At 62.7% G+C, this 18,677-nt stretch carries 19 protein-coding genes and 1 pseudogene; 6 read left to right on the forward strand and 14 right to left on the reverse strand.

What is annotated here, in order from left to right; genetic code table 11:
- The first annotated feature begins 5 nt into the window (after positions 1-5).
- From F7R90_RS06290 to F7R90_RS06305, 4 genes are all read left to right on the forward strand, one after another.
- Entirely contained in the window at positions 6-722 is a 717-nt protein-coding gene (locus tag F7R90_RS06290; RefSeq protein WP_158056407.1) for an ABC transporter ATP-binding protein, read from the forward strand.
- On the forward strand, positions 709-1,437 hold the full coding sequence (locus tag F7R90_RS06295; RefSeq protein WP_158056408.1) for a hypothetical protein: 729 nt from the start codon (positions 709-711) through the stop codon (positions 1,435-1,437). The genes F7R90_RS06290 and F7R90_RS06295 overlap by 14 nt, the downstream gene beginning before the upstream one ends.
- Positions 1,434-2,213, forward strand: coding sequence for a hypothetical protein (locus tag F7R90_RS06300; protein WP_158056409.1), 780 nt, complete (start codon positions 1,434-1,436; stop codon positions 2,211-2,213). Before F7R90_RS06295 ends, F7R90_RS06300 begins: the two co-directional genes overlap by 4 nt.
- A gap of 178 nt (positions 2,214-2,391) precedes the next feature.
- Complete coding sequence (locus tag F7R90_RS06305) at positions 2,392-4,503, forward strand: CHAT domain-containing protein (RefSeq protein WP_158056410.1); 2,112 nt, start codon at positions 2,392-2,394, stop codon at positions 4,501-4,503.
- Positions 4,504-4,546: 43 nt separating this feature from the next.
- Here F7R90_RS06305 and F7R90_RS06310 read toward each other — a convergent pair whose 3' ends face one another.
- On the reverse strand, positions 4,547-4,918 hold the full coding sequence (locus tag F7R90_RS06310; RefSeq protein WP_158056411.1) for a thioredoxin family protein: 372 nt from the start codon (positions 4,916-4,918) through the stop codon (positions 4,547-4,549).
- A gap of 127 nt (positions 4,919-5,045) precedes the next feature.
- Here F7R90_RS06310 and F7R90_RS06315 point away from each other — a divergent pair, with 127 nt between their 5' ends.
- Positions 5,046-6,023 (forward strand): PLP-dependent cysteine synthase family protein, encoded by a 978-nt coding sequence (locus tag F7R90_RS06315; protein WP_158056412.1) that lies wholly within the window; start codon positions 5,046-5,048, stop codon positions 6,021-6,023.
- Here the strand turns inward: F7R90_RS06315 and F7R90_RS06320 are convergent.
- Both F7R90_RS06320 and F7R90_RS22510 read right to left on the reverse strand, forming a co-directional pair.
- A pseudogene (locus F7R90_RS06320) lies at positions 6,020-6,706 on the reverse strand (alpha/beta fold hydrolase); the annotation flags it as partial. The gene F7R90_RS06315 and the pseudogene F7R90_RS06320 sit on opposite strands and share 4 nt — an antisense overlap.
- A gap of 12 nt (positions 6,707-6,718) precedes the next feature.
- Positions 6,719-6,874, reverse strand: a complete 156-nt coding sequence (locus F7R90_RS22510) for an alpha/beta fold hydrolase (protein WP_225741277.1) — start codon at positions 6,872-6,874, stop codon at positions 6,719-6,721.
- Between the two features lie 64 nt (positions 6,875-6,938).
- Here F7R90_RS22510 and F7R90_RS06325 point away from each other — a divergent pair, with 64 nt between their 5' ends.
- On the forward strand, positions 6,939-7,238 hold the full coding sequence (locus tag F7R90_RS06325) for a hypothetical protein (protein ID WP_158056413.1): 300 nt from the start codon (positions 6,939-6,941) through the stop codon (positions 7,236-7,238).
- Here the strand turns inward: F7R90_RS06325 and F7R90_RS06330 are convergent.
- The 11 genes from F7R90_RS06330 to F7R90_RS06380 form a co-directional block, all read right to left on the reverse strand.
- Complete coding sequence (locus F7R90_RS06330; RefSeq protein WP_158056414.1) at positions 7,235-7,690, reverse strand: DUF5804 family protein; 456 nt, start codon at positions 7,688-7,690, stop codon at positions 7,235-7,237. The two genes, F7R90_RS06325 and F7R90_RS06330, sit on opposite strands and share 4 nt — an antisense overlap.
- Before the next feature lie 16 nt (positions 7,691-7,706).
- The gene (locus tag F7R90_RS06335) at positions 7,707-8,288 is read right to left on the reverse strand and encodes a CHRD domain-containing protein (protein ID WP_158056415.1); all 582 of its coding nucleotides are present in this window, start codon (positions 8,286-8,288) and stop codon (positions 7,707-7,709) included.
- 59 nt (positions 8,289-8,347) lie between these two features.
- Positions 8,348-10,147 (reverse strand): glycoside hydrolase family 71/99 protein, encoded by a 1,800-nt coding sequence (locus F7R90_RS06340; protein ID WP_158056416.1) that lies wholly within the window; start codon positions 10,145-10,147, stop codon positions 8,348-8,350.
- A 61-nt stretch (positions 10,148-10,208) separates the two neighbouring features.
- Positions 10,209-11,405, reverse strand: a complete 1,197-nt coding sequence (locus tag F7R90_RS06345) for a tRNA sulfurtransferase (protein ID WP_158056417.1) — start codon at positions 11,403-11,405, stop codon at positions 10,209-10,211.
- Between the two features lie 222 nt (positions 11,406-11,627).
- Positions 11,628-12,839, reverse strand: a complete 1,212-nt coding sequence (locus F7R90_RS06350) for a methionine adenosyltransferase (RefSeq protein ID WP_158056418.1) — start codon at positions 12,837-12,839, stop codon at positions 11,628-11,630.
- Positions 12,840-12,951: 112 nt separating this feature from the next.
- Entirely contained in the window at positions 12,952-13,491 is a 540-nt protein-coding gene (gene cyaB / locus F7R90_RS06355) for a class IV adenylate cyclase (RefSeq protein ID WP_158056419.1), read from the reverse strand.
- A 625-nt stretch (positions 13,492-14,116) separates the two neighbouring features.
- A complete protein-coding gene (locus F7R90_RS06360; protein WP_158056420.1) occupies positions 14,117-15,190 on the reverse strand; it encodes a Gfo/Idh/MocA family protein in 1,074 nt (357 codons plus the stop codon).
- A gap of 130 nt (positions 15,191-15,320) precedes the next feature.
- Positions 15,321-15,524, reverse strand: a complete 204-nt coding sequence (locus tag F7R90_RS06365) for a hypothetical protein (protein WP_158056421.1) — start codon at positions 15,522-15,524, stop codon at positions 15,321-15,323.
- A gap of 52 nt (positions 15,525-15,576) precedes the next feature.
- A complete protein-coding gene (locus F7R90_RS06370) occupies positions 15,577-16,764 on the reverse strand; it encodes an ABC transporter ATP-binding protein (protein ID WP_158056422.1) in 1,188 nt (395 codons plus the stop codon).
- Positions 16,765-16,770: 6 nt separating this feature from the next.
- Positions 16,771-17,682 (reverse strand): carbohydrate ABC transporter permease, encoded by a 912-nt coding sequence (locus F7R90_RS06375; RefSeq protein WP_158056423.1) that lies wholly within the window; start codon positions 17,680-17,682, stop codon positions 16,771-16,773.
- A gap of 1 nt (position 17,683) precedes the next feature.
- Positions 17,684-18,670, reverse strand: coding sequence for a carbohydrate ABC transporter permease (locus tag F7R90_RS06380; RefSeq protein WP_158056424.1), 987 nt, complete (start codon positions 18,668-18,670; stop codon positions 17,684-17,686).
- Positions 18,671-18,677: the final 7 nt, after the last annotated feature.

The following is an 18,677-nucleotide window of genomic DNA, read 5'->3' on the forward strand; positions in this document are numbered from 1 at the left end:
GGTAAATGCCGAATTTAGAAAATAGGCGGCAGTCGGCCGAGGAGTCCAGTCTCGTTCTGCGCGCTGAGGGCGTCGAGAAGACGTACGAATCGCGGCTTCCGTTCGGACGGTCCGTCGAAGTCCTGACGGACGCGAGCTTCACGCTGTCGAGCGGCGAAATCGTCGGCATCGTCGGCGAGAACGGGAGCGGGAAGTCCACGCTGATGAAGATTCTCGTCGGCGCGCTCGACGCGGACGCGGGCGGTGTGTCGCGGGAAGGCACAGTCGGCTGGTGCCCACAGGAACCACTGTTGTACGACCGGTTGACCGTCGAGGAGACGTTTCGACTGTTCGGGTCGGCGTACGGTCTCGCAGACGAGGAAATCGAGTCGGCGCTCGACAGACTGGCCGACCGACTCGATTTCGAGCGATTCCGCGACTACCGCGTCGAGAATCTGAGCGGCGGCAACCGACAGAAGGTCAATCTGGCCGTCGCGCTCCTCTGCGACCCGGACGTGCTGTTCTTGGACGAACCGTACACCGGCTTCGACTGGGAGACGTACCTCGCGTTCTGGGACCTCACCGAAGAGTTAGTCGAGCGCGGCACCGGAATCTGCATCATCTCGCACCTCATCAACGAGCGCGAGCGATTCGACCGCATCTACGAGTTGCGGGAGGGCGAACTGGTCGAAACCGAACCACCTGAAGGAGGAGACACGGAGCACAACCATGGAAGCGCGTAGGCTCGCCACCGGCGTCAAAGCGGGCACCCTGTCGTTCTTCCGCGAACCGCTGACCGTGGCGTTGCTCGTCGTCCTCCCGCTAGTCGCTATCGAACTGTACGGTGCGGCGATGGCGTCGTTTCCCACGCTCCCGTTCATGGAAGCCCCACCCGAGACGGCCGGACGCATCAGCGGTGCGCTGTTCGCCACCGCGTTCCTCGCGGGCCTACTCGGCCTGTTTCAGGTAATCAGCGCCAGAGACGCGGACAATCGATTGGCGATTTGTGGCTTCCCGCGTGCGACGCTGCTGGTGAGTCGATTAGCGACTGTCTTAGTCGTCGCCACGGTGGTCGCCGCGCTCGCGACGCTCGCGCTGACCTACAGCGTGGACGTCGCCGAACCGTTCGTCGCGTTCGGCGTCTTGGCGGCCGCGGGCGTCGTCTACAGTTTGGTCGGAGTTCTCGTCGGGACGCTGGTTCCCAAGGAACTCGAAGGCTCGCTAGTGCTGGTGTTCCTCGCCGACATGGACGACTTCCTGTCGAGCGGACTGTTAGACGCCGACGTCCCGGTGGCGAAGTTCTTCCCGCTGTACCATCCACACCACGCGCTCCAGTCGGCGGTCCTGGACGGTTCCGTGTCCAGTGGACACGTCAGAGGTATCTTCGCGACTGTCGCCGTCCTGCTCGTCATCGCGCTTGGTGCGTATCTGTGGACGACGGGAGGAGTCGGCGAATGAGTGGACGAACCGGCGGGCGGACGGACGGGCAAACGAGCGGGCGAGTGGGCGGCCGCGTGGGACTCGCCTTGCGGATGGGTATCCGCGAGTACGTTCGGACGCCGGTCCTGCTCGCACTCTTGGTCGTCCTGCCCGTGTACTTCGTCGGCGTCGTCGGCTACGCGACGCCGAGCGCGACGATTCCGGTCGAAGTCGGCGGCGAATCGGTTCGAATCGCGATGAACGACCTGTACGCGACGCTCGCGGCACCACTAGCGGCCGCGCTCGTCGGCGGCATCGCGGGGCTGTTCGTCATGCGCTCGACGCGCGAGGCCGACGCTCGACTCGTCCTCGCAGGCTACCGACCGACGGAGGTCGTGGGAGCCCGCATCGGACTTCTCGGCGTCGTCTGCGCCGTTCTTTCGGTGGTCGTCCTGAGCGTGCTGGCGGTCAGTTCCGTTCCGAATCACGTCGGCTGGTTCGCGGTCGCGACCGGACTCGCCGCGCTCACCTACGCACTCGTCGGTGCGCTCGTGGGCACCGTCCTCGGCCGCCTCGCTGGCGTCTACGCGATGCTATTCGGTCCGACGATAGACGTGTTCCTCTTCCAGAATCCGACGACGACCGACTCGGCGGCCGGAGCGACGTTCTTGCCGGGGCACTTTGCCACCATGGCTGCGATGGACGCCGCCCTCGGTTCGGGATTCGACGCGACGCCGCTCCTCTGGGGACTCGCGTACCTCGCGGTCGTTGCGGTGGTAGCTGTCGGGGCGTTCTACCGAGCAATCGTCGAGTAACTCTGGCAGCCGTCGTCGATGTCCGGACGACTATCCTTGGCGTCCGGACGACTGTCGATACTGTCGCTCGAACGTTTTCGAACTGTCCAGGACTGCCACACCCCTTAACGGCCTGAAAAAACTTTTATTGCGTCTTCCCGGGTGACGTACCCTAGAGAAAACGGGGCTCACGAACCACATGCAACCGCGATTCGACTCGCTGAATTCGGAACCGGGACTAGAGGTAGTAGACCCCATCGAGAACTCTCGGTTCGTCTTTCAGACCGACTGCCCCGTCTCGCCGACTGCCGCAGACACCGAGGAGTTTTACTTTCCTGTTTCGACGGCCTGCGAGGTAGTCGTCGAGGAGTTGTCGCTGCCTCGTATGGTCTGGTTCTCCGTCCGCGAGGCGACGGGTGACTACGTCGAAGAGGTGCAGTGGAACGACACACGAGAGCTAGAACCCGGAGCGTATCTACTCGACTTCAGTTCGCGCATCAAACTGTACGTTCGTGCGGACTCAGCCCTGACTATCGACGCCGACCCCGATTCGGCTCGAATCGCGTTCGACGGTCCGACTCGCGTTCGAATCGGTGCCCGGTCGAACCACAGTTCGCCGGGAGCGACGGTCACCGTCCCCGACGACCCGACGGCACTCATGGACGCCGTCTCGACGTTCGGGTCCGCTCTCAAGACCACCAGTTGCGAACGGTCGTGGCCCAGTCTCCGCGGCCATCCACCACAGGTCGAACGCGGCGACGAACTGCAGATTCCAGACGAGTTGGAACCGCCGGACACCGGTGTGACGATTCACGTTCCTCCTGCGTACGAATCTATCTTTGCCGTCGCGCCACTCGCGTACTACCTCGGTGCGACGGTCGTCCCCGGGGAATCGCCTCGGATAACGACCGACGATGGATTCGTCCATCGACTCGACAGCAAACGCGGCTTCGAGGACGAAGCGATTCGGACGCTGAAACAGACGTTCCTCCTCGACTGCGTCACTCGGACGGAAGGCTACTATCAGATGCGATTGAAGGCACGCAAAGCCCTCGAACCACGTCCCGAGGTGCCGCTCGACTTCGAGTCGCTGTACGAACTGTCGCTTGCCGAGCAGTTGCGGGAGTACCTCTCGGTGCCGTTCTCGGCGGTCGAATCGACAGTCCCGACGTGGAATCGCGTCGTCCACATGCGTCCCGACTTCGAGAGCGTCGAACTGCTCCCGTTCGTCGCTGACGACCTTTCGCTCGTCCGCGTCCACACTTCCGAGGCGAACGCGCTCTCCCCCGAACGCGAACAGAAGCAGCAGGCACTCGAATCGTTCAAACGCAGTTCCGAGCGCCAGACTGGCGTTCCCGGTCCGAACGAGTACATGCCGCTTCCGACAGACGACGACGCTATCGAGCGGGCGTGGGTCGGCGAGGAGACGCCAGACCGAGGGGCGAAACTGCTTCCTGCAGCGTTTCGCCACGAACAGCCGCAGCCGAGGGACGGCACCATCGAGGTGACTATCGTCTGTAACGACGAGGAGATGAACGAGGAGTTTGACGCCGTGTCTGCGGTCTACGGCTCACGCAAACACGTTCGGTTCGACGTAGAGTCACGATTCGGCGTCTCGACTGACGAAGTTCGCTCACTGCTCGCTGAGGACACCGACCTCTTTCACTTCATCGGCCACATCGACGGTCGTGGATTAGAGTGTCCCGATGGCGTCCTCGACGCCGAGACGGTATCTGAGACCGGGGCGACGACAGTGCTGCTGAACGCGTGTCGGTCTCACGACCAAGGCGTCGCACTCGTCGAAGCGGGTGCCAAGGCAGCCATCGTGAGCCTGAGCGACGTCGAGAACGAGGCTGCGGTCGAAGTCGGCGAAACGTTCGCTCGGTTGCTCGACTACGGATTCACAGTCGGCGGTGCGCTCGAAGTCGCGCGCGAGTACACCACAGTCGGTCGGCAGTACGTGGTCCTCGGGGACCCGAATACGGCGGCCACGGAACCCGAAGGCGGCGGTCCCTTCATCTCTGACTTAGAAGAAAACGCGCCGTGGCCACCCTCACGCGACGACGAGATAGACGTGCGGTCGAGCGTGTACTGCTCCCAATCGTTCGTCATGGGGTCGGTGGGTAAGACACCACTCGAACCGACCGAGACCCCTACGTACTACCTCGTTCCCGGTCACGTTGGTACCTTCACTTGGTCAGTTCGACAACTCGAACGAATCTACGAGGGGAACGAAATGCTGTACGCTATCGACGGTGAATTACGCTGGAGCGAAGGCTGGCCCTTCGGCGAGGCGGAACAACGGCAGTGACGATAGTTATAGGTGGTCAGTCAGACTCGAAGGAGTTCCCGTCTCACACCAGCACGTCGGCGTCTAGCAGTCGGTCGGCGACGTACGTCGCCACCGGAACGTCTTCGCTCTCTTCGAAGCGGAACAGTTCCTCGTCGTCTTGTTCGAGGACGATGGTCGGGATGAGCGTCACGTCGTACTCGTCGGTCAGTTCGCCGTCCTTGTTCTGGTCTACTTCGTACGTCTCGATTTCTTCGTCCGGAACGCCCGCCGCGTCGAGTGCGGCGAAGAAGTCCGGCATCACGGTCCGGCAGTCGCCACACCAGTCTGCACCCCAGATTTTGTAGGTGACTTCGCCCACGGCGGATTCGAGGGCACTCACGACTTCGCTGTGTGCGTCGGCGTCCCACGTCGGGTTCGGTTCGGTCGTCTCCATGCGCGAATATTGTCGTTCGGGGGCTTTAACCCCTAGGCTGCGGCGAAACTCCCGGTAGTCAGTCGGAGTCGGCACTACCTGCCGCCGCCCACCATGCGTTTATACGTGCACTTCGTAGATGGGAACAATGAAAGACTCCATCCTGGAGGCCGTGGGGTCTCCTCTCGTTCGCGTCTCCTCGCCCGAAGGCGCGACCGTCGCGGCCAAGTTGGAGGCGTTCAACCCCGGCGGGTCTGCGAAGGACCGCCCCGCGCGCTCGATGATAGCCGCCGCCGAGCGCGAGGGCGTCATCTCGCCCGGTGACCGACTCGTCGAACCGACGAGCGGCAACACCGGCATCGGGTTGGCCGTCGCGGCCGCCGCGCGCGGCTACGACCTCACCATCGTCATGCCTGCCTCGAAGTCGCCAGAGCGTCGAAAACTCCTCCGGGCCTACGGCGCGGACCTCGAACTCGTGGACGGGGACATGGAGGACGCCCGCGAGCGCGCCGACGAACTGACCGAGCAGGAGGGCGCGGTCCAGATGGGGCAGTTCGAGAACCCCGCGAACGCCGAGGCGCACTACCGAACCACCGCCGAGGAGATCATCGAACAGGTCGAGGGCCGCGAAATCGACGCCTTCGTCGCGGGCGTCGGCACCGGTGGGACGATTACCGGCACTGCGACGCGTCTGCTCGAAGAGTACCCCGACATGGAAGTCGTCGCGGTCGAACCCGAGGAGAACGCAGTTCTCTCGACCGGTGAATCTGGCGAGGACGACTATCAGGGCATGGGACCGGGCTTCGTCAGCGAACTGCTCGACACAGACCTGCTCGACAGCGTGGAGACGGTCGCGCTGGACGAGGCCGAGGTGGAAGCCCGCCGACTTGCCCGCGAAGAAGGTATTCTGGTCGGCCAGTCGAGCGGCGCGGCCAGCGTGGCCGCCAAGCGAGTCGCCGAGCGACTCGCGCAACCGGACCTGAACTGTCCGGAGGTTCCCGACGACTTGCAAGAGTTGGTGGCTTCGGATGGCGGAACGAAAGATGGTTACGACGACTGCCCGCTGGTCGTCACGGTGTTCCCCGACAGCGGGGAGCGATACCTCTCGACAGGGATGTTCGACTAAGCGGTTCCGAGGAACTCCCGAACGACCGAATTGAATCTTTCTGATTTCTCCCGCGGTGGCCAGTGTCCACAATCTCGAAGCACCTCCACGCTCGCGCTCGGTGCGAGCGTCCCCGCTCGAACTGCCCACCCGACGGGCACCAGCGCGTCGTCCTCGCCGTGAACCAGCAACGTCGGCACCGATAGCTCTGGGAGTCGCCTGCGATAGTTCGTCTTCAGGCCCGAGAACCCGACTTCGTTGCGCTGGAAGCGTTGCCACGCCTCGCCCGCGTTCGGTCGCTGAAGTTCGGCGAACACGTCGTCCACGAGTTCGTCGGTGAGGTTGCCCGCCCCGACGACGCCTGTGAGGACGAGTCTCGCCAATTCTCGACTCGACCCCATCACGTCCCAGATTCCTCCCGTAAGCCACGGAGTTCGGACGAATAGCGCGCCGAGGAGACTGCCGAGCGAACCGCCCGGTATCCTCTCGCCCAAGCCGTAGCTATCGACCAGCGCCAGTTTCTCGACGCGGTCGGGGTGGTTGAGCGCGAATCCCAACGCTGCACCGCCGCCCATCGAGATGCCGACGAGGCTAACCGATTCGAGGTCGAGCGAGTCGAGAAAGCGTCGGACGACATCGCCGTAGTACGGGATAGAAACCGCGCCGTCCGGCGGGTCGCTCTCTCCGTACCCCGGCCAGTCGAGCGCGTAGACGGTTCAGTTCTCGGCGAGCGTGGGAATGGTCTCTTTCCACGAGAGTGTCGCGCTGTCGAGGCCGCCACCGTGGAGCAGAACGACCGGTGGCCCCGACCCTTCGACGACGTAGTTCACGCGCAGGCCGCTCAGATTGACGGTGCGGTTTCGTTCGGGCATGGAGTTCTCTTCGTCGCCCACTCACCAGAAAGTACTTGACGTTTCTCGATTCGTCGTAGCCAGTGTGATAGTCTGGCAAACTGCGAAGCGATGGAAGTACAAGGGCCGAACCTGCGAAATCCAGCAATCGAGCGTCGGCGACGCGTCCCAACTCCGCGGTCTCGTGGAGGTCGAAACGGGCATCGAGGAGTGTCAACTGGACGCCTCACCGATTGCTGACCTCCAGCGCAAGCGGTGGCCAATGCGCCACGAGCGAGGCGAGTTCCGGACGTGGCTCTACTTCGGTTCGTCCGAGAGCGAGAAATCTGCGCTCCGCGAGGAGGTCAACGAACTCGCGGAGTTCGTCGGGGAGCGAGAACTCTAACCGCTGAACTCCGATTCGGTCACGCGCACGACGAGCGTGTCGGCTACCTCTCGCAGGTCGTACTCCGGAATCTCGCCGTCGCGACGGCTCAGATACATCGGCTCGACGAGTTCGTCCTCGTCGGTGACGCCGTACACCTTCAGGTACTCGTCGGTCTCGTCGGCCGAAATCTCACCGTCTCGTATCTTCGTTGCGATGTCGCGGGAGAGCCACTCCGTCTCGCTGACGCTCGGTTCCAACACGAGTTCGTCTTGGGAGAAGCGGACCAAATACCAGTTCAGGTCGTTCAACAGCGCGATGGCCGACCCGAGGCTGATGGTCTCGACTTCGAGCGAGTTGACGAACGGCTCTTGGGGGCTGTAGGTCGCCAACGCCTCGCGGGAGGTCTCCCGCGAACCCAACTCCAAGCGCAGGTCGATTCCGTCCGCCCCGACGAGACAGACCCGAGTCACATGGTTCCTTGGGCATCTATGCCGTAAAGCGATTTCGGTCGTCCGATTCGACACCCGTGCCTGCTTCGACGCCTTCGAGGGGTCGAATCTGGCCGCGTATTTCGCCGGACGGGTGGTCCGTCGTGTGGACGTTGACGTAGACGTTCTCGGTCGCCATCTGCTCGCGCAGGCTCGCGACGTCCGTCAGCGGCCAGACGAGGTCGTCCCCGCGTAGCGTTCCCGAACTCAACAATCCCGTGGTCGAGACTGGCTCTTCGACCGGACCGAACAGGTAGGCGACGACGTTGCCGTTCAGGTCCGGCGGTCCCTTGTGGATGTGCGATTCGCGCGCGTTCTCGACGTTCGCCACGAACAGCCAGTAGTCCGCGCGTTGCTGGTCGAAGTCCACTCGGAACAGCGCGGTCCCCAGAGCAGTCGTCTCAACTGGCGGGACCTGATTAGACCCTGTGAGAAACGCGCTGTACAGTTCGAACTGCTCGGCGTCGGTCGATTGCGTCGATTCGCCTGCCGCAGTCTCGGCGGTTCGCCCGGACGCAGTTCCCCCGACTGCGACGCTAGCGAGCGACGCGAGGACGCGCCGCCTCGAAACGGTCGTCATGTATCTCTCCCCCGACGGAGTGACGAGTACCGGCGAGTTAGTCGTTTGCACGGAGCAGTTCAGTCTGCTTCGCCGTCCGATCTCCAGTACTGCAAGCAAGCCATCGTTCCGAAGCTGGCGATAGCGGTGAGTGCGCCGAATCCGGGAACGTCTCCGCTGGTAGACGAGGCCGGGTCGGTCCTCGGTTTCGGTGTCGTCCCCCGCGAACTCGTTCCGGTTCGTCCCGTGCTCTCTCGCGGGACAGTAGTCGCTCCGGGTTCGGTCGCCGAACCTCGCGTCTGAGTCGTAGTCGTCGCCCGAGCAGTCGCTGGTGACGCTGTGGTCGTCGCTCGCAGGTCGGCGACGTAGTTCTGCCAACCGTCCCGTTCGAATCCGAGGCTGTCGGTTCGAGTGCCGTCCACGAGTACGTCGGCGGCGATACCGTTGGCGATGGGGACGCCTCGAACGCGGAGTTCGGTCGCCTCCTCGATTCGCTCTCGCCGGAAGTACAAGCGTGTCTGGGAAGTTGGTCCGCCCAACCACCGCGTGCTACGCGTGTCGTTCTGCGCAGTGTGGTACGCGCCCTCGGTAAACTGCGGTTCCGCCTCCCGCCGACCCACGTTGTACGCCGCGACACTGTCGCCGTCAGCGGTCAGTAGTTCCAACTCCGAACACCTGAACGCGAGGTCGCGACTCGCTTCCGGTGACGTATCCGGGTTCACTTCCGACTCCTCGACGGTTCGGTCGAACGAGAGCGTGACCGGGACGAACGATTCGATTCTGAATGGTGGCATCGTTCGAGTGGCGGCGTCCTTCACCACGTCGAGGTACGCAGTTCCGTAGTCGTGACCGTCGAACGTCCCCGGCTCTATCTGATGGCCTTCGGGCCACCCGTTCCACGTCGCGATGTACGTCCGGTCGGTGGTTCGGTACTTCAACGCGAGGTCGAACAGTTCGGCCAGATGCGACGGGGAGCGCGGGACGTGTCTGTCGTCGCCCCAGCAACTGTTCGGTTCGTCGTTGAACCCCGGAAACACCATCGGGACGAATTCGAGGTCGTTCTCCACCGCGAACCAGAACGACCGCCGGAAACTCTCTTCGACCTCCTCGCGGTGTTCGTCCCACGGATTGAGACCGGGGTCGGGACTGGCGACCCACGAGGTAATCGCGTCGAACTGGCGGCCGAGAGTTTCGATGTCGTTCGGGAAGCCACCTACTCCCCAGCCACCGATGTCGCCGACCAGAAACGGTTCGGTGCCATCGACGGTGAGTTCTGTTCGAATCGTCGAGAAGAGACCTTCGAGTCCACCCCACTCGTCTCGGATCTGCTCTTTCGCATCGTCGTTGGCGACGAGATAGCCGGGCGACCAGAAGGTGACGACGGGTCTACCGTCGATGGTTTTGTAGTTCGGGAGTGGAATCATCTCCTCGGCGACGAACTCCACGAAGCGGTCGAAATCGAGGTTCCGCTCGAAGATTCGGCCGATAGCCCAGAACGCTTCGACGTCGATGTTGGCAAATCGGTCGGCGTCTTTGAACGCGCGAAACCGGTCGAAGGTCCGCTCGTTCTCGCCGTAGTTGAACAACACTGTCGAGATGCCACACTGTTTCATCTGCGCTATCTGCGTATCGATGACGCCCGAGTCCTCGATGTCGTACTGCCCGACGGCGGGTTGGTGGTCGATGCACTCGTCCCACTTGGTGCCGAGAAACGGAATGTACACCGCGCCGAGGTCGAGATTCGAGTCTATCGCGCGCTCCCGTTCGTTCGGCGACTGCTCACCCCGAGTTCGCGGGTCCTGACCCTTGGGGGTGCCGAGTAACACCCCAGCACTCGCCGTCCCGAGAAAGCGTCGTCTGCTCGTCTCGAAACCTGCCATTACTATCGGCGATGGAACGGGCTCTTATAAGCTTTCAACAACTGATAGCCCAAGCGCGTCCTCACCACTCGACCAGTTCGACGTTTTCGGCGGCGTCCTTCGCGCGCTCGAAGATGTCGTCCGGGTCCGCGTTCTCTGCAATCTCCAGCGTGGCGTTCGTCTCGGGGAAGTCGGGTGCGATGCGGTTGCACCCGGCCGGAATCGTCGAATCGTGGAACGTGCCGATTCGGCGAGCGCGCTGGGTAATCTCGGACTTGTCCATCGTGAGCAGTGGCCGATGAATCGGCAAGTTCGTCGCTCGACTCGTCACGCCCAAATTCCGCGCGGTCTGAGAGGACTTCTGGCCGATGGCTTCGCCGGTGACGATGCCGTGGGCCTGCTCTTGCTCGGCGATATGTTCGGCGACGCGGTACATGAACCGCCGGTAAGAGAGCATTCTGGCGGGACCGACTTCGTCTTTGAGCGTCTGCATCATCTCGCCCGCCGGGACTTTCCGGACGCGCATGTCGTAGTTCGGCGCGAACTCGGCGAGTCGCCGCACCGTCTCGACGGCCCGCGCTTCGTGGTCCGGGCCGCCGAAATCGCCGAGTTCGAGATAGACTGGGACGACCGGCGCGCCGCGTTTCATGACTTCCCACGTCGCAACCGGTGAGTCGATGCCGCCGCTGACGAGCGCGACGACCTTCGCCTGACTGCCGAGCGGGAGGCCGCCGGGTCCCGCGCGCTTCTCGACGAAGACGAACGCCTCCTCTCTCCGACATTCGACGGAGAACGTCGTGTCGGGCTCCTCTAAATCGACCTCTGGGTCTTCGAGGGCTTCGAAGACGGCCGACCCGCCCTCGCGTTCCAAGTCCTCGCTGGAGAACGGGTGGGCGTCCGCGTTCCCTGCTCTTCGGGCGCGCACCGCGAACGTCTCGCCGAGGTCGTAGTTCGAATCGGGTGATTGGAGGTGTCGCGCAGTCTGAGAGAGCGCGTCTACGATGGCGTCTTTCTCCGCAGGGAGGACGATGGCGGGACTCGCCGACTGGACGCCGAAGGCGTCGGTGGCCGCGTCGGTGGCCGCCTCGACAGTGTCGCCGTCGGCGTGAATCAGGATGCGAGACCAGCGGCGTTCGACCTCCACGTCGATGTCTCTGTCTTCGAGGACGGCGACGATGTTCCGCCGAAGCCGTCGCTCCATCTCGGTCTGGACCTTCCCACTCTTGACACCGATGTCGGCGTGGCGCACGAGGACAGTGTCGGCTCCCGGCGGTCGCATAGCAGGTGGTAGTCACGAGGCGAATAAACGGGCTTCGGTTGCGAGATGCGCGGTTCGCCGAACGGAGTGAGGGGAACCGCGAGGCGAAGCGGCGAAGCCGCGGAGCACGCGGAACCCGCGCCGCATCTCGCAACAGCGAGCGGTGCAACCGTGAGCAATGCAGACGCGCCGAACGTACGTGAACCGAACCTCCGAAAAAGCGACTGCGGACCTGTCCCGCCGTCAGAACGTACTCAGTTCGCCGTCGATGACGCGTTGCGTGATGGAGGTCACGTCGGCGAGTTCGCGGTCTACGATGGCGACCATGTCTTCGCGCACGTCCGAGAGCAGGACGCCGTCCTCGGTGACGACCTGCGCGTCGGCGACGTGCGGTTGGTCGATTGGCTGGCCGATTTGGGAGAGCAGGCGAATCCGAAGGTCGCGGATGCCATCGACCTCGGCGACGACCCGCTCGGCGATTTCCGTGCTGAGCAGGTTGTAAATCTTCCCGATGTGGTTGACGGGGTTCTTGCCGGAGGTCGCTTCCATGCTCATCGAGCGGTTCGGCGTGATGAGGCCGTTCGAGCGGTTACCGCGGCCGACGGACCCGTCGTCGCCCATCTCCGCGCTCGTGCCGGTGGTGGTGAGGTAGACGTTCGACTCGCCCTCGCCGTCACCGTCTGCGGTGTTCACGTCCACGGACACCTTGCGGTCGGTGTACTCGGCGGCCACGTCGTAGACGAACTCCTCGACTGCTTCGAGTTCGGCCTCGTAGGCGTCGCGGTCCACGACGTACTGGTCGATGATGGCCGCCGCGACGGTGACGTGTATTCGGTCGCGCTCGCGCTTGCCCATGATTTTCACGTCGGTACCGAGTGCCGGGTGGTCCTCGGAGAACTCGCCGTTGAGTCGTCGCTCGGCGTTCAGGACGATTTGTTCGGTCTCGCTGAGTGGCGCGTGGCCGACGCCGAAACTCGTGTCGTTGGCCATCGGAACGGTCGCTCCGTCCTCGCCGAACACCTCTTGAAGGTCACCGCTGCCTTCGCCGAGTTTCACGTCCACGACGATGTCCGTGCCGAAGTCCAGTTCCGGGAAGTGTTCTGCCAGATAGTCGCGGGCGGCTTCGAGGGCGATGGTCTCGGTGGGGATGGTCTTGCCTTCGTACTCTTTGGTCGCGCGGCCGACGATGAGAAGGTAGATAGGTTCGAGCATCTCGCCGCCGCCAAACTGTGGGTCAGAGCGCCCGGCGACGAGTTGCGTCTCGTCGGTGTTGTAGTGGAGGACCTTACCGACGCGGTCGATGTACTCGCGAGCGAGCGCGCTGGAGACGCTCTCGGCGATGCCGTCGCAGATAGAGTCGGGGTGGCCGAGGCCTTTTCGCTCGACGATTTCGATCTCTTGGTCCTCTACTGCCGCGCGGTCGATAGGTTCGACTTGGATATTCCGTTCGGTCATTGCACATGAATATCCCGCGGCGTAATCTATAACTTGCGAAAACAAATCCGACTTTCGGGGATTACCTCCGGTAATCTGAGACTGTGACAAATTTTGCCGATACTTCTGGTCGTCACTCGTCGCTCGCCAGTAGGAGTCCGAGATACGAAGTCTGAATCTGGTCGTCGGGGTCGAGTCCGAGACTCCGGAGAACGTCGAAGGCACCCTCGCGTGCGGGGTCGATGTCCTCTGCCTCTGTCTCGACTTCCACGAATTCGCCGAGTCCCTCCACGCTGTCGAGCGTGACTGTGTAGCCGTCGAGTGCGAATCGTTCGCGCTCCTTGCGGACCTCGGCGGCCGGCTCGAAGTCGAGTGCTTCGAGAATCGCCCCCATGTCGTCGGCGCATTCGACCACAGTCTCTATCTCGCGGCGCGTCTTCGACTTGGCGTCTGCGAGCGGGCCTTTGTAGGTGACCTCTGTGAACGAATTGCTCTCCCGGGGCGTCTCCTCGCGGATTCGCAGGGCTTCGTCCGTTTCTGCGAAGTCACGGTGGGGTGCGCTGTAGTAGGTGTCGATTTGGGTGACGTGGTCTACCGGGGTGGCGTTCTGGGCGTCGAGTTGCTCGCGGACCGCGGCGTGGTCAGCACGGACCTTTACCTCTACCTCGTACATTCTTAGTCGGTGATTCTGGTCGTGGGTTCTTGCTGATTTCGCTCTCGGGACATCGAGCGCAGAAATCGGTTTAGCGTAACACGAACACGACTACTGGTGGATGCCGGGTAGAAGTGAACGAGAAGCTAGCTACGCCCGGTACCTATGAAAGACCGTTCCGAAACGACCACGACCTCCCCGACCTATTCGATTCGCTCATCCCTCGCACGGTCGCTCCTGCCGGGAGCGACTTCGCGCGCCAAGTCGTCGGTGGAGATACGGGAACTAACCAACCACACGGCGCGCGCTGGTCGCGGACGCAAGACCGCGACCAAACTCCGCGCGAGGGACGAGTATCGCAGGCCCGGAAAACGCGCCGTGGCGCGTTTTCCGTACTGAGAAACGCAGTCGGTTGGGGAGGGACGCGAGGCGCGCGGGTTGTGCGGAGAGCGGGCCTCGGACGGTGAGCGGCCGAGCCGCGAACGTTTGGCTCTCGGGGTAGCGGTGCTGTTCGGTCTTTGCACGGCTTTGTATCGGGAGTAGCTAGCTTCACTCTCACTCCATCTCCACCAATTATCTCGAACCCACCGCCCGAGACCACTAAAAACCGAAGAAGACCGCAGAGAACTACGAAGAACCCAAAACCCTACTCTAGCTGAATCGCGCGCTGTTCGTCGTGCGAGCGATAAATCGCGTTGATAACGCGCTGAACCTCTAATGCCTGCTCGACGGTGTTCATGGACGGTGGGACGTTGTCCCGGACCGCCTCGAAGAAGACGCGCTGTTCGGCCTTGTGGGCGTCCTCGTGGCGGGTCTGGACCTCCGTGTCCGCGAAGTGGTCGGTGCCCTGCCGACCGGTCTCGTAGATAGTCAGCGAGTCGTCGGCCTTGTCGAAGCAGGCTCCTGCCTCGGTCCCGCGGACGATGAACTCCTCGTTGGGCGAGCGGTTGGCCGCCCACGCGACCTCTAGCGTGATAGTCTTGCCACCCTCACAGCGGAGCATCGCCGTCACCGAGTCGTCTACGGTGAACTCGCCCGACTGGGTGTCGTCGCCCCACATTTCGAGGTAGGCGTAGTCGTCGCGGGTGCCGAACTGCGAGCGAATCGTCCCCGAGACTTCCTGTACCTTCGGGAAGTCGTGGAAGTGCAGCGCGAGGTCGATGGCGTGGACGCCGATGTCGATGAGCGCGCCGCCGCCCGCGATGTCGCGGTTGGTGAACCACGAGCCACGGCCGGGAATGCCGCGCCGTCGGATGAAGTTCGCTTCGACGTGCCTGACCGTGCCGAGTCGCCCGTCGTCCTGATACCCCTTGACGACCTGCACCGGGTTCCGGAAGCGGTTGTGGAACCCGACCATGCAGAAGCCTTCGGCGTTCGCCGCCGCTTCCGCGATGCGCTCGGCACTCTCCAAGGAGTGGGCGAGCGGTTTTTCGAGCAGCACGTCGAGTCCCGACTGGAGTGCGGCCACCGCGTACTCCTCGTGGAACTTGTTCGGCGTGGTGACGATGACGCAGTCGATGTCAGCGTCGTACAACCGCTCGTAGCTCTCGAACGACTCCACTCCGTACTTCTCGGCGAATCGCGCTCGTGCATCGGGGTTGATGTCAACTCCGCCGACGATATCGACGTTCGAGATATCGACTATCTTGTCGGCGTGATAGTGACCGATGTTCCCCAACCCGACGAACCCGACACGAACCGGCTCATTCGTAGCAGACATAGGCACTAGTCTAGAGCAACCGTGAGGCGTTGTTAGGTCTTTCTGTTCGCTCGTTCGTCAACCTGTAAGCAGGTGACTCGTCCCGACACGTTCCGCCCGAAAATTTTGTCCGTTTCGTCATCGAACTCGCTCAGTACAGTTGCTGTTCTTTCTCTTCGCGCTCCTTGTCGCGCTCGGCTTTGGCTTTCTCCTCTCGCCGCGAGGCCAGCAGCTTTCGGCCCGCAGGAACGAACTTGTTCTTCGTGTCTCGGACGAACGAGACGATGCCGTAGGCCCAGAAGAAAAACAACACTGTCCCGCCGATGATGTAGAGCCAACCGAGCGAGGTCGGCATCAGCACTCACCTCCGAGGGGAGTCCGTGTCTTCTGTCCGGGCGCTACGAGCATCAGTCGTCGCCCTCCACTTCGGTCTCGGCCGTGCCAGGTTCGACGGCGGCGAACTCCAAGCCGTGTGTGATGGCGTCGCCGGTGTCCGTGTCGAAGAGGTGGACACGTTCGCGGTCCAAGATGACCTCTACCTCCTCCTCTTCGGTGATGTCCGAGGACGGGTCCACGCTCATCAGCAGTTGGTTCGTCGGCGCGTCGGGGTCTGCTTCCATTCGGGCCTCCTCGTCACCGGTCAGCAAGTAGACGAAGATTTCGTCGCCCATCGGTTCCAGCACGTCGGTTCGCGCCTGAATCGACTGGGTCGGGTTCGCGACGTTCTCGCTCTTCTCCCGAAGGTAGACGTCTTCGGGGCGCACCCCGAGCGTCACGGCGTCGCCCTCAGCGATGTCCGAGATTTGACCGGGGTCGAACTCCACGTCGAAGTCCGGCGTCGAGAGCCCCGCCGAGGTCACCTCGCCTTCGACGAAGTTCATCGACGGCGACCCGATGAAGCCCGCGACGAACAGGTTCTCCGGTTCGTTGTAACAGACCAGCGGCGGCGCAATCTGTTGGAGTTCGCCGTGGTCGATGATGGCGATGCGGTCGGACATCGTCATCGCCTCCGCTTGGTCGTGCGTAACGTAGATGATGGTCGTGTCCAGTTCCTTGTGCAGGCGCTGGAGCTCCGTGCGCATGTGGACCCGGAGCTTCGCGTCCAGGTTCGCCAGCGGCTCGTCCATCAGGAACACTTCGGGTTCGCGGACGATTGCTCGCGCGATGGCGACGCGCTGGCGCTGCCCGCCGGACATCTCGTCGGGCATGCGGTCGAGCATGCCTTCCAGTTGGACGATGTCGGACGCCCTATCGACGCGACGGTCGATTTCGTCTTTCTCGTAGTCGCGCAGACGCAAGCCGAAGCTGATGTTGTCGTACACGTCCATGTGCGGGAACAGCGCGATGTTCTGGAACACCATCGCAATCCCGCGGTCTTTCGGCGGGAGGTTCGTCACGTCCCGCCCCGCGATGGTGATGGTTCCCTCGGAGGGCTTGGTCAGCCCTGCAATCGTTTCGAGGGTCGTGGACTTCCCACACCCCGACGGGCCGACGAGCGTGACGAACTCGCCGTCCTTGATGTCGAGGTTCATGTCTTCGACTGCCGTTACGTCTGCGTAGCGTTTGTACACGCTGTCTAAGATTACTTCACCCATTGTGTATCACTCCTTGAGCGCTCCTGCGGTCAGTCCGCTGACGATCTTCTCCTGTGCGACGACGACGATGATTGCCACCGGCAGGACGCCGATGATGCTCGCGGCCGCCATCAGGTTGTACAGTTCCGAGTACTGGCCCTGATAGCTGAGGATGCCCCAGACGATAGGTGCCCACTGACTCGCCTCCCCGGTGGTCATCAGGAACGAGAAGAAGAACTCGTTGTACACCGAGATAAACGTTAGCACCCCCGCCGTCGCCACGCCGGGTGCCGACAGCGGCATGATGACTCGGAACAGCGCGCCGAGTCGGGTCGTCCCCTCGATTCGTGCGGCGTCCTCCAAGCCGTCCGGAATCTGGCCGTAGAACGTCGAGAGGATGAAGATGGACAGCGGCATGAACAGCGCGCTGAACGGTAGTATCATCCCGAACGGCGTGTTGAACAGTTCCGGACTCTGGATTCCCAACACCGTGACGTTCCCGGTGAACAACCGGAACAGCGGGATGATGAACGCCGCCGGTGGGAAGTACGAGATGGCGAGGATGATGAGCATCAGCGGTCCCTTGCCGGGGAACTCCAGTCGCCCGAACACGTAGCCCGCGAGACTCGCCAGTACCAACACGATGGCCGTCGTGGCGATGCCGAGCACGAAGCTGTTGAACATGTAGACGTGGAACGGTACCGTCGTGAACACCTCCACGAACGCGCCGGGGTTGAACCCCTTCGGCAGGAGTCCCATGTCCGAGATGGCCTGGTTCGGCGTCAGCGCCAGCACGAGCAACCAGTAGAACGGGAACAGCGTCGTTACCAGGAAGAAGATGGTGACGACGTAGAACATCGCTCGATACACCTTCTCCGGGTTCTCGATGGACGAGCTAACCCAACTGGAGAACGGTCCTTGGTCCGTATCTGTAGCCATCTTAGGCACCTCCCTCGGTGTCTGCGTACTTCACGATGTAGACGGAGACGACGATGCCGATGAGCGCCGCCGTGATGAACGCCACGGCGGCCGACGTCCCGTACATCCGGGAGTCGCGGAACGTCGAGACGACCAGACACGACAGCGACGGCACCGTCGAACAGCCCGCAACCGTCTCGATGATACCGTAGACGCGCATCGCGCCGATGGTGCGGAACAGCATCGCGACCAGCACCGACGGGAGCACGAGCGGGAGCGTAATCATGCGGAACTGCTGCCATCTCGTCGCGCCCGCGACCTTACCCACGTCGTAGAGGCTTCGGTCCACGCTCTGCAACCCGGCGAGGATGATGAGCGCCATGAACGCCGACGTCTTCCACACGTCGGCGACGATGATTATTATCATCGAGTCCACCGGGTTCGCCAGCGGTGTGGCGGTGAATACGCCGAGTGCTTGCATCCAATCGACGAGGAAGCCGATGCCGGGCTGGAACAGCAGGAAGAAGATCATCCCTTGGATGACGATGGGCACGGCCCACGGGATGATGATTGCCACTCGGACCCAGCGACGGAATCGGAAGTCCTGGTCCAGCACGAGCGCCTGTCCGAACCCGATGAGCGTCTCGAAGAAGACGCTCGCCACCGTGAAGATGAGCGTCACGGTGAGGGCGCTTCGGAACGGAGCCGACGGGTCGAAGAACGGCCGGACCAGCACCACGTCGCGTTGCCCCGTCAGCAAGGCCACGTAGTTCTGGAGACCGACGAACTCGCCGAGTGGCTCCGAACCGGTGATACTGTCTGCGAACAACGACATCCGGAACGTACTGAGCAGTGGCCAGAACGCTATGATGCCCAACAGCAACAGGACGGGCGTCAACAGCAGGTACGCGAACTGGGTGTCACTCAGGTTCTCCATCCAGCGGACCACCGCTACGTACGGTCCAGACCGGTCGGATTCCCGGATATCACCTTCCGTTGATGTAGCCATAAAAATC

Source organism: Halorussus halophilus (assembly GCF_008831545.1).
In the GTDB taxonomy this organism is placed as follows: domain Archaea; phylum Halobacteriota; class Halobacteria; order Halobacteriales; family Haladaptataceae; genus Halorussus; species Halorussus halophilus.